Origin of the sequence: Roseomonas indoligenes, from assembly GCF_017813365.1 — a bacterium.
Lineage (GTDB): Bacteria > Pseudomonadota > Alphaproteobacteria > Acetobacterales > Acetobacteraceae > Roseomonas > Roseomonas indoligenes.
Genome location: NZ_JAGIZA010000016.1, coordinates 90,438 through 105,594 on the forward strand (window position 1 = coordinate 90,438; position 15,157 = coordinate 105,594).

The window sequence follows — 15,157 nt, forward strand, 5'->3', positions numbered from 1 at the left end:
TCGCCCTTTTCGGCCGGCATCGTCGCCGTGCCGTCCTTCTGGGATGCCGGGGTTCTACCGCTGTCGGGTTGCGGTGCGGAATGGGCCTTGCACGGGGCCGGACACGGGTCCAAACGCCGGGGAACGCCCGCCCGCCCGTCCACCGCGACGGATGGGCACCGGAGGGCCGGAGATCGCGCCGCGCATCATGCGCGGCCCCGCCCGCGCGCGGCCCGCGCGGATGCTGTCTTGCCCCCCCTTGCCGGGGGCGGAGCGGGAAACCTATGCCGGTTTACCTGCCGATCGCCGAGATGTCGGTGGATGCCGGGCTGCTGCTGGGCATCGGCCTTGGCGTGGGCTGGCTTTCCGGCCTGTTCGGCGTCGGTGGCGGGTTCCTGCTGACGCCGCTGCTCATCCTCATCGGCATTCCCGCCCCCGTCGCCGTGGCGTCGGGCGCGAACCAGACACTGGGCGCCTCCGTCTCCGGCCTCATCGCCCAGTGGCGGCGCGGCAACGTGGATGCGCGGATGGGATGCGTGCTGCTGGTGGCGGGGCTGGCGGGCTCCTTCGCCGGCACGCAGCTCTTCGTGCTGTTGCGGCGGCTCGGGCAGGTGGACCTCGCCGTCTCGCTCTTCTACGTCGTCGTGCTCGGCACCGTGGGCGCGCTGATGGTGCGGGAGAGCGTGCGCGCCATCTTCCGCCGGCGGCGCGCGGCGCCCGCGCGCACGCACCAGCACTCCTGGCTGCACGGGCTGCCCTTCAAGATGCGGTTCCGCCAGTCCCGCCTCTACATCTCCGTCATCCCGCCGGCGCTGGTCGGGTTCGGGATCGGCATCCTCTCCGCCATCATGGGCGTGGGCGGCGGCTTCATGCTGGTGCCGGCGATGATCTACGTGCTGGGCATGCCCACGGGCACGACCATCGGCACCAGCCTGTTCCAGGTGACCTTCGTCTCCGCCAATGTCACGCTGCTCCAGGCCGTGCAGACCGGGTCCGTGGACGTGGTGCTGACCCTGCTGCTGCTGGCGGGCGGCGTGGCGGGCGCCCAGTTCGGCGCGGCCATGGGCACGAAGCTGCGGGGCGAGGAAACGCGGGCACTGCTCGGGCTGCTGGTGCTGGCGGTGGCCATCAGCTTGCTGGTCGCGCTGGTCCGTACGCCCGGCAGCCTCTACCTCCTCGGCCCCGCGACGTGAGAGCGGGCGGCGTGAGAGGGAGCGGGATGAGGGCGGCGGTGCTCGCCGCCCCGCTCCTTGCCGCCGCCCTTCTCGCCGGCCCCGCGCAGGCCCAGCGCGATGGGCAGGCCGGCCCGCCGCCCCAGGCCGGGCCCGCGCTCGCGGCGGAACTCGCCCAGCCCCGCATCGCCGTGGACACCGCCTTCACCGGCGCCGACCTGCTGGTCTTCGGCGCCACGGACCGGCTGCTCGGGCCGGCGGGTGACAATGTGGTGGTGCTCGGCCTCGGCGAGCCGCGGGACGTGGTGGTGCGGCGGCGGGTGCGGCGGCTGGGGATCTGGGTCAACGGCCCCTCCGCCCGCTTCCGGGAGGTGCCGAACTACTACGCCCTGGCCGCCACCGCCCCGGTGGCCGGGCTGCTGGACGAGCCCGCGCGGCGGGAGCGGCGGCTGGGGCTGGACGTGCTGACCGCCCGCCTGCCCGGCCCGCGCGACACGGAGTTCCGCCAGGCGCTGATCGACCTCAAGCGCAGCGCCGACCAGTGGAACGAGGAGGAAGCGCCGGTGGAGGTCTCCGGCGGGCGGCTGTTCCACGCGCGCCTTCCCCTGCCCTCCACCATCGCCACGGGGGACTACGTGGTGCAGGTGATGCTGGTGCGGGCCAACCGGATCATCGCGCGGCAGGAGCTCTCCTTCCGGGTGGACCGGGTGGGGGCCACGGCGCGGATCGCCAACTTCTCCCGCGGGGAGCCCTTCCTCTATGGCCTGGCCTGCGTTGCCCTGGCCGCTTTGGCGGGGTGGCTGGGCAGTGTGGTATTCCGCCGGGGCTAGGAACCGAGGGAGGTTTTTCATGCCGCAGGACCGCGTCTTCCTCGTCGTGGTGGATGACAGCCCGGAGCGGGCGGTGGCGCTCCGCTACGCCTGCCTGCGCGCGCGCAAGTCCGGCGGGCGCGTGGCACTGCTGCGGGTGACGGAGCCGCCGGAGCTGCAGGAATGGGCGGGGGTGGGCGCCCTGATGCAGGAGGAGCGGCGGCAGGAAGCCGAGCAGCTCCTCGCCGCCCTCGCCGCCCAGGTGCAGGAGATCACGGGCGGGCTGCCCCTGCTGCTGATCCGGGAGGGCGATGCGGTGGAGGAGGTCCTGGGCGTGCTGCAGGAGGACCCTCGCATCTCCATCCTCGTGCTGGCCACCGCGACGGAGGGCGGGCCGGGCCCCCTGGTGACGGCACTGACCGGCCGCCACGCCGGCGGGCTGCGCTGCCCGATGACGATCGTGCCTGGCGGGCTGGCCGATGCGGAGCTGGACCGGGTGACCTGAAGCGGGGACCGGAAGGGCCGGCCCTGCCGCCGCCGCGCCCCACCCCTGCACGAGGCCCTGTTGCACCCCGGGCCGCCCTGCCCCACATCCCCGGAAAGACGGCGGCAGGCCCGCCGGAGAGGGAATTCCCGCATGTTCATCGAGACCGAGGCGACCCCGAACCCCGCCACCCTGAAGTTTCTCCCCGGCGAGGACGTGATGGGCGGGCGCGGCACCGCCGACTTCACGGGCGCCGAGACCGCCTCCCGCTCCCCCCTCGCCGCCCGGCTCTTCGAGCTGGAGGGCGTGGCGCGGATCTTCCTGGGCGCGGATTTCGTCACCGTCACCAAGACGAACGAGGCCGACTGGGCGACCCTGCGCCCACAGGTCCTTGGCGCCGTGATGGAGCACTTCATGGCCGGCCGCCCGGTGATGGCGGGCGACGAGGCCGAGGAGATGGCGGAGGATACCGACCCCGCGGATGCCGAGGTGGTGGCCCAGATCAAGGAGCTGCTGGACACCCGCGTGCGCCCGGCGGTGGCCGGCGATGGCGGCGATATCGTGTTCCGCGGCTTCCGCGACGGCATCGTGCGGCTGCACATGCAGGGCGCCTGCTCCGGCTGCCCCTCCTCCCGAGCGACGCTGAAGCACGGGGTGGAGAACATGCTGCGCCACTACGTGCCCGAGGTGGTGGCGGTGGAGCAGGTCGAGGCCTGATCCTCGGTTCTGCAGGGGGAGTTCCAGGAGAAGGATCCCTTGCTCCCCCTGGGGCCACGAGCGCCCCCCTCAATTCACAACGGGTATGACGGCAATCCCCGGCGGGGATTGGCCGCCTCCCCCGGGCGGGCCCATCATGACCGGCAAGGAGACCCCCCCATGCCCGATACCCATGTGACCACCCCCGGCACCCGCCTGGACGATGCGGCGCTGGACCGCCTGTTCCGCACATCCCGCACCGCCAATGCCTGGCAGGACCGGCCGGTGACGGACGAGACGCTTCGCGAGCTCTACGGCCTGGTCGCCCTCGGCCCCACCAGCGCCAACCAGTCCCCCGGCCGCTTTGTCTTCGTCCGCAGCCCGGAAGGGAAGGAGAAGCTTCTTCCCACCGTTTCCGCGGGGAATCAGGACAAGACGCGGACCGCCCCGGTGACCGTGATCGTCGCCTTCGACCCGCAGTTCTACGAGCACCTGCCCCGGCTCTTCCCGCACGCCGATGCCCGTTCCTGGTTCACGGGGAATGCGGCCTTTGCGGAGCGCAGCGCCTTCATGAACTCCACCATGCAGGCCGCCTACCTCATTCTCGGCGCCCGTGCGCTGGGGCTGGATACCGGGCCGATGGCCGGGTTCGACTCCAAGAAGGTGGACGAGCTCTTCCTCGGCGAGAGCGGGTGGAAGTCCACCATGCTCATCAATCTGGGCTACGGCGATCATTCCAAGACCTTCGGCCGCCTGCCTCGCCTGGGCTTCGACGAGGCCGCGGCGCTGGCCTGAAAGGGTTCGGGAGGCCCTGTGCCTCCCACCCGCACGACGACCGCAGTCCAGAAAAAGAAGAGGTGCCCGCAGGTGGGGAAAGGAAGATTTCCTTCTTCTCTGCCTCTTGGCCACAACCCCGGAGCCTCCTCGGTGCTTGACCCGTCCGGATGACCGGGGCATTCGGCCCCTGTCATCGTCAGGACGTTTCGCCATGCTGGCGCTCCGCGTGATTCCCTGCCTGGACGTGAAGGACGGGCGCGTCGTGAAGGGGGTGAACTTCGTCTCCCTCCGCGACGCCGGCGACCCGGTGGAGCAGGCCCGCGCCTATGACCGCGAAGGGGCGGACGAGGTCACCTTCCTCGACATCGGCGCCACGCACGAGAATCGCGGGACCATGCTGGATGTTGTTTCCCGCACGGCCGCGGAGGTGTTCATTCCCCTGACCGTCGGCGGCGGCGTCCGCAGCGTCGAGGACATGCGCGCGCTGCTGCTGGCCGGCGCCGACAAGGTGTCCGTCAACTCCGCCGCCCTTTCAGACCCCGATCTCGTGCGGCGCGGGGCGGAGGCCTTCGGCAGCCAGGCGATCGTGGTGGCGGTGGATGCCCGCCGCGTGGCGCCCGGCCGGTGGGAGATCTTCACCCATGGCGGAAGGCGGGAGACGGGGGTGGACGCGGTGGACTGGGCGCGGCGGGTGGAAAGCCTGGGCGCGGGGGAGATCCTGCTGACCTCCATGGACCGGGACGGCACCGGCGAGGGCTTCGACCTCGACCTGCTCCGCGCCGTGCGCGCCGCCGTACGGCTGCCGCTCGTCGCTTCTGGCGGCGTGGGCCAGCTCGATCATTTCGTGCAAGGTGCGGCGGCCGGGGCCACGGGCCTCTTGGCCGCCAGCGTGTTCCATTACGGGCAGTTCCGGATCGCGGAGGCGAAGGCGGCGCTGGCGGCGGGCGGCTGGCCCATCCGCCCGGTGCCGGAGGCAAGGGAGGCGGCCTGATGGCGAAGCGAGCAGGGAAGGCCGCGAGAGAGGACGCACCGCGCAAGAAGGCCGCGCCCCGGACGGGGGCGCAGGCAAAGAAGGCGGCCTCCGATGCACCGGTTAAGAATAGTGCGGGCAAGAATGCCACGGGCAAGAAGGGGCCGAAGCTGAAGCCCGCCAAGTGGAAGGAGCGGGCGCGTGCCCCGAAGGCCCTGCCCGTGCCGCAGGACCTGGCGGATGCCCCCATCGCGGCCGATACGCGCCCGCCTAAGCGCGTGCGCCGCGCCGAGGCGCGCCACCTCGCGCCGCTGGACCCCGGCATGGGCCTGCCCGAGGCGGCGGTGCTGGACCGGCTGTGGGATACGGTGGAGGAGCGTCGGCTCTCCGGCGACACCACCATCTCCCACTCCGCCCGGCTCCTGGCCCGCGGGACGGCGAAGGTGGCCCAGAAGCTCGGCGAGGAGGCGGTGGAGGCCGTGATCGAGGCCATGGCCGGCAACCGCCGCGCCCTGATCGGCGAGAGCGCGGACCTGCTCTACCACCTTATTGTCACCTGGGTGGATGCCGGCATCCGGCCGGAGGACGTCTGGGCGGAACTGGTGCGGCGCGAGGGAATCAGCGGCATCGCCGAGAAGGCCGCGCGCCAGAACCTCTCCTCTGCCGGGGTCGTGAAGGCCGGGGAAACGACGAAACTGCCCTGAGGGGCGGGCGGCCCCCGGGGGGTGCTGCCCCCTGGCCCCCCCGCCGGGAACCTCGACGGGGGTCCCCAGAGCCCGGCGTTCGGGCTGCCACGGATACCCTGCTCGAAGGGGATACCGGAGAACTGATCCGCCCGGGCCACCATGTCCGTCGCCTGCGGGCATCGACCTCAGGCGCACCGCCCGACGAGCATCCCGCGGCAGCCCCCCGAAAGAAGATGAGAGGGGATCCAAGGGGAGAGAATTCCTTCTCTCCCCTTGGGGCCACCCGGACCGCCCCCGTTCCATTCCCAGCCTTATGTCATCGCCCCGCGCTTGCGCCCGGTGCCGCCTCCCCTGATCTTCCGCCGCAGAGGAGAACGCCATGCCGGACGACCTGACGCCCGCCCCCGCCGGGGCGGAGGGGATGCGGAGCGCGCTGCTGGCCGAGGCCGGATCGGCGCTGACGCGGCTGGCGCCGGCGCTTCCGCCGGCCGCCGGGGACCTGCTGCGCGGGCTGGGGGCCGCCCTGCCGCTGGAGGAACTGGCGGGGATGGCGCCGGAGGGGCTGGCATCCTGGGCGGCCTCGCTCTTCGGCGTGGCGGCGGCCCGGCGGCCGGGCGAGGTGGCGCTGCGGCTGACACCGCCGGCGGGCGGCCCCGGCGGTGGGAGCGGCGCCGGGGCGGTGGCGGAGATCGCGACCGAGGACATGCCCTTCCTCGTGGACAGCGTGCTGGCGGCCATTTCCCTGTCCGGGCGGAGCGTGCGGCGGCTGCTGCACCCGATCCTGGCGGTGCGGCGCGCGCCGGATGGCGGAGTGGTCTCGATCGGGCCGGCCGTGCCCGGGGGCCCCAATGAGAGCGTGATGCGGATCGAGATCGCACCGCATGGCAGCGGGCGCGGCGCGCCGGCGGACTGGCCGGCGGTGGAGGCGGCGCTGCGGCAGGCCCTGGCCGAGGTGCGGCAGGCCGTGGGCGACTTCGGACCGATGCTGGAACGGCTGCGCGCGGCGGAGACCGAGGTGGCCGGGGCGCCGGAGGGGGCGGAGGCGGCCGCCTTCCTGCGCTGGCTGGCGGAGGACAACTTCGTCCTGCTCGGGCATCGGCTGCTGCGGATCCCGGCCGATGGCGGCGGCATCTCGGCCGAGGAAGGGCTGGGGTTGCTGCGCGACCCGGCCGTGGTTCCCTTCGACGCGCTCCGGAACCTCTCCGCGGTGCCGGCGGCGGTGCGGCACTCCCTGACCGAGACGGCGGCGCTGACGGTCGCCAAGGGCAACCTGCGCATGCGCGTGCACCGGCCCAGCCACGCGGACGTGGTGGCCACGCGCATCCTGGCGCCGGACGGAAGCGTGGCGGGGATCCGGCTCTTCATGGGGCTTTTCGCGGCCACGGCTTATAACCGGAACCCGCGCGGGATTCCCTGGCTGAAGTCCAAGGTGGCGCGCATCCTCGCGGCCTCCGGCGCCGCGCCGGAGAGCCATGACGCGCGGGCCTTCCAGTCCATCCTGGACACCTGGCCGCGCGACGAGCTGTTCCAGGCGACCGAGGCGGAGATCCTGGCGCGCGCGCGCCGGGCGCTGGACCTGACGATTCGTCCCCGCCCCGCGCTGGTGGTGCGGCGGGACAGCTTCGGCCGCTACGTCTCCGCCATCGCCTGGTTCCCGCGCGAGGTCTTCGACACGCGGCTGCGGGAGAGGGTGGCGCGGCTGCTGGCCGCGGCCTTCGGCGGACGGCTCTCCGCCTTCTATATTGCCATCTCCGACACGCCGCTGGCGCGGGTGCACTACGTGATCGGCACCGATCCCGGCGCCCCGGTCGAGGTGGACGTGGCGGCGCTGGAGGCGGCGGTGGTGCAGGCCGCGCGCGGCTTCCCCGAAGCCCTGGCGGGCGCGCTGGCCGAGGCCTCGGGCGAGGCGGAGGGGGCACGGCTGGCCGCGCGCTGGGCGGAGGCCTTCCCCGCCGCCTATGCCGAGGCGATGACGCCGGCCCAGGCGGTGGCGGATTTGCGGCTGGCCGAGGCGGCGCTGACGGCGGGGCGGCCGGTGGCGGACGTCTCGCACATCCCCGGCGAGGGGCCGCGCCGGCTGATGCTGCGGCTGGCGAATCCGGGCGGGCCGCTGCCGCTGGCCGATGCGCTGCCGCTCTTCGAGAGCCTCGACCTGCGCGCGATTGAGGAGCAGCCCTGGCGGCTCGCGCCCGCGGGCGGCGCGCCCGTGGTGCTGCACCTCTTCGCGCTGGAGGCGGGGATGGAGGCGCCAGGGGTCGTTATCGAGGACCGGTTCGACGAGCTGCTGGGCGCCCTCTCCGCCCTGCTGGAGGGGCGGGCGGAGGCGGATGGCTTCAACCGGCTGGTCCTGCGCGCCGGGCTGGAGTGGCGCGAGGCCTGGCTGATCCGGGCCCTATTCCGCTGGTGCAAGCAGGTGGGCTTCGCCTTCCCGCAGCCGGCGGTGGAGGCAGCGCTGGCCGCGAACCCGGAGGCCGCGCGGCTGCTGGTGGCGCTGTTCCGCGCGCGCCTGGACCCGGAGGCGGCGAGCCAGGAGGCGGAATCGCAGGCGAAGGCCGCGTGGACGGTGCTGATGGAAGGCGTGGCAGACCCGGATGCGGACCGCATCCTCTCGCGCCTGCGCACGGCGCTGGATGCGGTGGTGCGCACCAACTACTTCCAGGGCAAGGACTACCTCTGCATCAAGATCGAGAGCGCGCGGGCGGGCGAGATGCCCGATCCCCGGCCCTGGCGGGAGATCTTCGTCTCCGCCATGCACATGGAGGGCTGCCACCTGCGGGCGGGCCCGGTGGCGCGCGGCGGCATCCGCTGGTCCGACCGGCGCGAGGATTTCCGCACGGAGATCCTGGGGCTGATGAAGGCGCAGCGGCTGAAGAACGTCATCATCGTGCCCACCGGCGCGAAGGGCGGCTTCATCCTGAAGGGCACCGTGCCGCCGCCGAGCGAGCGCGAGGCCTTCATGGCGGCGGGCGTGGCCGCCTACAAAACCCTGATCCGCGCCATGCTGGACGTGACGGACAACCTCGGCGCCGATGGCGGCATCATCCCGCCGGACCGCGTGGTGCGGCTGGACGGGGACGATCCCTACATCGTGGCGGCGGCGGACAAGGGCACGGCCACCTTCTCCGACATCGCGAACGCACTCTCGATCGAGTACGGCTTCTGGCTTGGCGACGCCTACGCCTCCGGTGGCTCGGCCGGCTACGACCACAAAGAGATGGGCATCACCGCCCGCGGCGCCTGGGTGATGGTGGCCCGCCACTTCGCGGAGATGGGACGCGACATCCAGGCGGAGCCCTTCACCTGTGTGGGCGTGGGCGACATGTCCGGCGACGTGTTCGGGAACGGGCTGCTGATCTCCCGCAAGACCAGGCTGCTGGCGGCCTTCGACCACCGGCATATCTTCATCGACCCCGATCCCGACATGGAGGCGTCCTTCAACGAGCGCGAGCGGCTGTTCAGGCTGCCGCGCTCCTCCTGGGACGACTACGACAAGGGGCTGATCAGCGCGGGCGGCGGCGTCTTCCCGCGCAATGCCCGGACCATCCCGCTCTCGCCCGAGGCGCAGGCGCTGCTGGGGATCGAGGCGGAGCGCGCGGAGCCGGCGGCCGTCATGCGCGCCATCCTGAAGGCGGATGTGGACCTGCTCTACTTCGGCGGCATCGGCACCTATGTGAAGGCGGCCACGGAGAGCCAGGCGGAGGCGGGCGACCGCGCCAACGACGCGTTGCGCGTGGACGGGCGGGAGATCCGTGCGAAGGTGATCGGCGAGGGCGCGAACCTCGCGGTCACGCAGGCCGGACGCATCGAGGCGGCCCGTCTCGGGAACAGCGGCCATGGCGTCGCGATCGACACGGACGCGCTGGACAACTCCGCGGGCGTAAGCACCTCCGACCACGAGGTGAACATCAAGATCCTGCTGGCCGCGGCCGAGCGCAACGGCGCGCTGACCCGGCCGCAGCGCGACGCGCTGCTGGAATCCATGACGGACGAGGTGGCCGCCCTGGTCCTGGCGGACAACGCCGCGCAGTTCGCCGCCCTCTCCCTGGAAGGGGCGGCAGGGACGGAGGCGCTGCCGGCACAGGCGGCGTTGATGACCCGGCTGGAGGCGGAAGGCCTGCTGGACCGCGCCGTGCTCGGCCTGCCCTCGGCCGCGCAGATGGCGGAGCGGATCGGCTCCGGCGACGCGCTGACGCGGCCGGAGATCGCGGCGCTGCTACCCGTGGCGAAGCTGTGGCTGACCGACGCGATCGAGGACGGGACGCTCGCCGACGACCCGGCTTTCCTGCCCCTGCTCCGGGCCTACTTCCCCCATGCCCTGCAGGAGCGCTTCCCCGACCTGATCGAGGGGCACCGGCTGCGCCGGAACCTTGTTGCCACCATGCTGGCGAATGCGGCGGCGAACCGGCTGGGGCCGGCCGGCCTCTCGCGCCTTGCGGAGGGCGATCCGGCGGCGGTGGCCCGGGCGGCCTGGCTGGCGGACCGGCTCCTCGGGATCGGGGCCGCGGCCGACGCGCTGGACGCGGCCGCCCCCGAGGCGCGGCGCACGGCCCTGCCGGTGCTGCGCCGCCTGCACGAGGACGCCGCGCGCGCGCTGCTGGACGACACCGCCCCCTTGGCGGAGGCGGAGGCGCGGTTGCGGCCGGGCATCATGGCCCTGATCGAGGCCGTGCCCGTGCCGGAAGGGACGGGCTTGCCGGAGGCGGCGGCGCGGCTGGTCGCGGGGGCCGGCTCGCTCTCAGCCGCCATCGGCATCGTGCGGCTGGCCGAGGCGGCGGGCGTGGCCCCGTCCGACGCGGCCGGGGCCTGGGACGCCGCGGGGCGCGACTTCGGGCTGGAGGCCCTGCGCGCCGCCGCCCGCGCGGCCCCTGCCCCTGGCGCCTTCGGCCCGCGCGCCCGCGCGGCGCTTCTGGAGGACCTGGGCGCCTTGCAGATGCGCCTGGCCCGGACCACGCTTTCCGGCGCGGCACCGAAGCCGCCGGAGGCGGTCCTGCGCATGGTGCGGGAGGCGGCCGGTTCCGGCGAGCTGGCGGCCGTTTCCGTCGCGCTCCGCACCCTTTCCATGGCAACCCATTCCGGGGCACCGCAGCCCGGGCTCACGGAGGCCGCTTGAACCGTCGCGAATTCGCCTGGGCCCTCTACGACTGGGCGAACAGCGCCTTTCCCACCGTGGTCACCACCTTCGTCATCGCCACCTGGTTCGCCCAGGGCGTGGCGGGGGACCCGGTGGCGGGGCAGGCGCAGTGGGGGTGGATGCAGACCGGCGCCGGGATCGCCATCGCCTTCCTCTCCCCCGTGCTCGGCGCCGTGGCGGATGCGGGCGGGCGAAGGCGGCTGATGTTGGCGATCTGCACCCTCGCCACCGCCGCCCTCACCGCCGCCCTCTGGTTCGCCCATCCCGCGCCGGCCTGGGCGGGCTACGTGCTGCTCTGCGTGGGGCTGGCGACGGTGGCCTTCGAGGTCGGCACGGTGTTCTACAACGCGATGCTGCCCGGCGTGGCCAGCCCCGCCCGCATCGGCCGCCTCTCCGGCCTCGCCTGGGGGCTGGGCTATGCGGGCGGGCTGGCCTGTCTCCTCGTCTGCCTCTTCGGCCTGATCCGCCCCGATCCCGCGCCCTTCGGCCTGGACCGCGCGGCGGGCGAGCCGGTCCGCGCCACCGCACTCCTCGTCGGCGCCTGGATCCTCGCCTTCGGCTGGCCCGTTCTGATGGCGGTGCCCGATCCGCGCGGCCCTCGCCCCGGCTGGGCCGAAGCCGCCCGCGCCGGCCTGCGGGAGATCGCCGCCGTGCTGCGCGGCCTGCCCGCCCGCCCGAACATGCTGCGCTTCCTCCTCGCCCGCCTTTTCTACACGGATGGCCTGAACACCCTTTTCGCCTTCGGCGCCATCTTCGCCGCCGGCGTCCACGGCCTGTCCTTTCAGGAGGTCCTCCTCTTCGGCATCGCCATGAACGTCTCCGCCGGCCTCGGCGCGGCGCTGGGCGGGCTGGTGGAAGACCGCGTCGGCTCCCGCCGCATGGTGCTGGTCTCGCTCTGGTGCCTGGCGGCCATCGGCGTCGCCATCGTGCTGACGGAAGGCGTGACCCTGTTCTGGTGCCTCGCCCTCACCCTCGGCCTGTTTTTCGGCCCGGCCCAGGCCGCCTCCCGCACCCTCATGGCCCGCCTCGCCCCGCCCGAGGAGATGGCGGCACATTTCGGCCTCTTCGCCCTCTCCGGCCGCATCACCGGCTTCCTCGGTCCCGCCGTCCTGGCCTTCGTGACGCAGGCCAGCGGCAGCCAGCGGGCGGGGATCGCGACGACGGCGGCCTTCATGGCCTTCGGCGCGGTGCTGCTGGCCGGCGTACGGGAAAGCGGCGCGGTCCTGACCCAGGGGGCTCCGCCCCCTGGACCCCCGCCAGGAGCCTGAGCCTCCTGGACCTGCATCGGGCTGCCGCGGAACTGACCGGATATGTCAGTCTCTGCGATCGGGATCGATCCTGCCCTTGCAGTCGCCTCGGCTCCACGAGCCGAGGCGCACGTCAGCCGGGGAGTCCCAAAGCCTAGAAGAAGATGATGGTGAGGGGGCTGGGGAGAGGAAGAATTCCTTCTTCCTCTCCCCGGGACAGAGCGACAGCGCAGAACCGCCCCCCCGGAACGAGGTTCACGCCGCTGCACTTCGGCGCCACAAGGGGCCGTGCCATGACCCTTCGCCGTTACCTCGACCAGCGCCTGAAGCTGCACCACCTGCGGGCGGTGGAGGCGATCGTCGCCCAGAGCAGCCTCCTGAAGGCCTCGGCGGTGCTGGGCATCACGCAGCCCGCATTGACGCGGACGGTGCAGGAGCTGGAGGAGATCGCGGGGCAGCGGCTGTTCGACCGGCTGCCGCGCGGGGTTCGGCCGACGGAGGCGGGGAACCTGCTGGCCGCCGCCGCCCGGCGCATCCTGGCGGACCTGCGGCGACTGGACGAGGCGTTGGACCGGCTGCAGGACCCGGAGGGCGGGACGGTTGCGATCGGTACTTTGCCGGTCGCGGCCACGGGGGTGTTGCCGGGGGCGCTGACGCGCCTGACGGTGGAGCATCCCGGCATCCGCGTGCGGCTGGAGCAGGGGCGGACGGAGGAGTTGCTGCCGAAGCTGGCCTCGGGGGAGATCGACCTCATCGTGGGGCGGCTCTACGAGCCGGCGAGCCCGGACGGGTTCCCGCGGGAGGCGCTGTGGGAGGAGCCGATCTCCATCCTGGCGCGGCCGGGGCATCCGGTCTTCGCGCTGGAAGCGGTGACGCTGGAGGCGTTGCGCCGCTACGACCTGATCCTGCCCACGGTGAGCCAGCGGGTGGGGCGGGAGATCGAAGCCCTGCTGGGCATGCTGGAGCTGGAGCCGGCGAGCTCGATGCGCTCCAGCTCCTATGGCTTCATCCGGGAGATGCTGCTGGCCACCGACCTGATCGCGGTGATGCCCCGGCTGATGATGGCGGGGGACCTGCTACGGGGCATGCTGCGGGTGGTGCCGCTGCCCGTGCCGGCGCCGCGGCGGCCGGCAGGAATCATCCGGCCGCGGGACCGGGCCGTGCCCCCGGCGGGGGATGCCTTCATCAACTGCCTGCGCGCCCATGTTGTGGAGATCGGGCAGCGCGGACTGACCGATATTACCCCGGGTCATACCTCCACCCCGGAAAGCAATAGGACAGGGGCATGAAGCGGGTCTAGGGAACGCGGAAGGCCCCGGCAGCGGACGGGGCGGGAGGAAGCGTCCCATGACGGCACCGGATCACGGGGCGTCGGCCCCGCAGGAAACGACCGAGCTGAGCGCGGCGATCGGCGCCTATCCCCGCACCCGCGTGCTGAAGGAGGGCTCCGTCCCCTCCTCCCTGCTGCGCCTGGACTTCGCGGAGATCCCCGTGATCAGCCGCGCCTTCGCGCCGATGGTGCGGGAGCTGCGCTTCGACGTCTCGGAGATGGCGATCGCCACCTTCCTGCAGGCGCGGGCGGCGGGGCGGCCCCTGGTGCTGCTGCCCGTGGTGCTGGCCTCCCGCTTCCAGCAATCCGCGCTGATCTGCCCGGCAAGGAGCGACATCCGGGGCCTGGCGGATCTCGCTGGGCGCCGCATCGGGGTGCGCGCCTATAGCCAGACCACGGGCATGTGGCTGCGCGGCATCATCATGGAGGAGGGCGGCCCGAAGCCCGACGCCATCCGCTGGATCACCTTCGAGGATGCTCATGTGCAGGGCATCGCCGACCCGCCCTTCGCGGAGCGTGCCCCCAAGGGGGCCGACATGATGGCGATGCTGAAGGCGGGCGAGCTGGACGCGGTGATCGTCGGCAACGACATGCCCGACGATCCCGGCCTGCGCCCCGTCTTCGCGGACCCGGAGGCGGCGGCGCGGGCCTTCTTCGCGCGCCACCGCATCGTTCCCGTGAACCACATGCTCTGCGTGACCCGCCGCCTGGCGGATGAGCGGCCGGAGCTGGTGCGGGAGGTGGTGCGGATGCTCCGCGCTTCCGCCGCGCCCGTGCCCCCCGGCCCGCATGGTGCCCCGCCCGACACGCGGGCCGCGCTGCGCCCGGTGATCGAGCTGGCCCTGCGCTACATGACCGAGCAGGACATGCTGCCCCGTCCCCTCACGGTGGATGAGGTGTGGGACGGCCTGCCCCCCGGGATCGACCAAGGCATCGAGTAGGAGGAGGACGCGCCATGACGGATTTCGCGATCATCGGCTTCGGCGAGGTCGGCAGCATCTTCGCGCGGGACCTCCGCGCGGGCGGGGCCGGCGCCATCCACGCCTATGACGTGCTGGAGGCCGCGCGCGACCGTGCGAAGGCATCCGGCGCCACCGTTCACGCCACCGCGGCGGAAGCGGCGGCGAAGGCGGAGGTGGTCTTCATCTCCGTCACCGCCGGCTCCGCGCTCGCGGCCGCCCAGTCCCTGGCGGGCGAGTTGTCGCACGCGCCCTTCGTGGTGGATGTGAACTCCATCTCCCCCGGCGCGAAGATCGAGAACGCGGGAATCGTGAACGCTGCCGGCGGGCGCTACGTGGAGGCCGCGGTGATGGCCAGCGTGCCGCCCAAGGGCCTGCGCTCCCCGATCCTGCTCGGCGGCAAGGACGCCCAGGGCTTCATCGACGTCATGCAGCCCTTCGGCATGGACCTGACGATCTTCTCGGAGGAGATCGGCAAGGCGAGCTCCGTGAAGATGTGCCGCAGCGTCATGGTGAAGGGGCTGGAGGCGATCACCACGGAGTGCATGCTCGCCGCCCGCCACTACGGCGTGGAGAAGGAGGTCCTCGCCTCCCTTCATGACACGCTGCCGCACGAGGACTGGCGCGGCCTGGCCCGCTACGTCATCAGCCGCGCGCTGATCCACGGCAAGCGGCGCGCTGAGGAGGTGCGGGAGGTGGCCCGCACCGTGCAGGAGGCGGGGCTGGAGCCGATGCTCAGCCGCGCCATCGCCGAGCGCCAGGACTGGGCCGCCGGGCGCGGCCGCGAGATGAGCAAGGCGCTGCTGGCCACGGACGACCTGGACACGCTGCTGGACGGCATCACCGCAACGATGAACCACAAGGCCGCCGCCGAGTAGGCGCGCGGCGGGCCACGCCCGCCAGAAGGTCAAGGGAAC

At 73.0% G+C, this 15,157-nt stretch carries 12 protein-coding genes; all 12 read left to right on the forward strand.

Annotated features, from left to right (window positions below; genetic code table 11):
- Positions 1-263: 263 nt before the first annotated feature.
- Entirely contained in the window at positions 264-1,172 is a 909-nt protein-coding gene (locus J5Y10_RS21500) for a sulfite exporter TauE/SafE family protein (protein ID WP_209376167.1), read from the forward strand.
- 26 nt (positions 1,173-1,198) lie between these two features.
- Complete coding sequence (locus J5Y10_RS21505; RefSeq protein WP_209376168.1) at positions 1,199-1,981, forward strand: TIGR02186 family protein; 783 nt, start codon at positions 1,199-1,201, stop codon at positions 1,979-1,981.
- A 19-nt stretch (positions 1,982-2,000) separates the two neighbouring features.
- Positions 2,001-2,465, forward strand: coding sequence for a universal stress protein (locus J5Y10_RS21510; protein WP_209376169.1), 465 nt, complete (start codon positions 2,001-2,003; stop codon positions 2,463-2,465).
- A 132-nt stretch (positions 2,466-2,597) separates the two neighbouring features.
- Positions 2,598-3,161, forward strand: coding sequence for a NifU family protein (locus tag J5Y10_RS21515; protein WP_209376170.1), 564 nt, complete (start codon positions 2,598-2,600; stop codon positions 3,159-3,161).
- 159 nt (positions 3,162-3,320) lie between these two features.
- On the forward strand, positions 3,321-3,935 hold the full coding sequence (locus J5Y10_RS21520; RefSeq protein ID WP_209376171.1) for a malonic semialdehyde reductase: 615 nt from the start codon (positions 3,321-3,323) through the stop codon (positions 3,933-3,935).
- Between the two features lie 193 nt (positions 3,936-4,128).
- Positions 4,129-4,908 carry an imidazole glycerol phosphate synthase subunit HisF gene (gene hisF, locus J5Y10_RS21525; RefSeq protein ID WP_209376172.1) on the forward strand — a complete coding sequence of 260 codons (780 nt, stop codon included), beginning with the start codon at positions 4,129-4,131 and terminating at the stop codon, positions 4,906-4,908.
- Complete coding sequence (locus tag J5Y10_RS28935) at positions 4,908-5,591, forward strand: phosphoribosyl-ATP diphosphatase (protein WP_408901597.1); 684 nt, start codon at positions 4,908-4,910, stop codon at positions 5,589-5,591. The genes hisF and J5Y10_RS28935 overlap by 1 nt, the downstream gene beginning before the upstream one ends.
- Positions 5,592-5,952: 361 nt before the next feature.
- Positions 5,953-10,683 carry an NAD-glutamate dehydrogenase gene (locus J5Y10_RS21535; protein WP_209376173.1) on the forward strand — a complete coding sequence of 1,577 codons (4,731 nt, stop codon included), beginning with the start codon at positions 5,953-5,955 and terminating at the stop codon, positions 10,681-10,683.
- Positions 10,680-11,972, forward strand: a complete 1,293-nt coding sequence (locus J5Y10_RS21540; protein WP_209376174.1) for an MFS transporter — start codon at positions 10,680-10,682, stop codon at positions 11,970-11,972. The genes J5Y10_RS21535 and J5Y10_RS21540 overlap by 4 nt, the downstream gene beginning before the upstream one ends.
- A gap of 272 nt (positions 11,973-12,244) precedes the next feature.
- On the forward strand, positions 12,245-13,240 hold the full coding sequence (locus tag J5Y10_RS21545; protein ID WP_209376175.1) for a LysR family transcriptional regulator: 996 nt from the start codon (positions 12,245-12,247) through the stop codon (positions 13,238-13,240).
- A 58-nt stretch (positions 13,241-13,298) separates the two neighbouring features.
- Positions 13,299-14,222, forward strand: coding sequence for an ABC transporter substrate-binding protein (locus J5Y10_RS21550; protein ID WP_209376176.1), 924 nt, complete (start codon positions 13,299-13,301; stop codon positions 14,220-14,222).
- A gap of 14 nt (positions 14,223-14,236) precedes the next feature.
- Positions 14,237-15,118, forward strand: coding sequence for an NAD(P)-dependent oxidoreductase (locus J5Y10_RS21555; protein WP_209376177.1), 882 nt, complete (start codon positions 14,237-14,239; stop codon positions 15,116-15,118).
- Positions 15,119-15,157 lie beyond the last annotated feature (39 nt).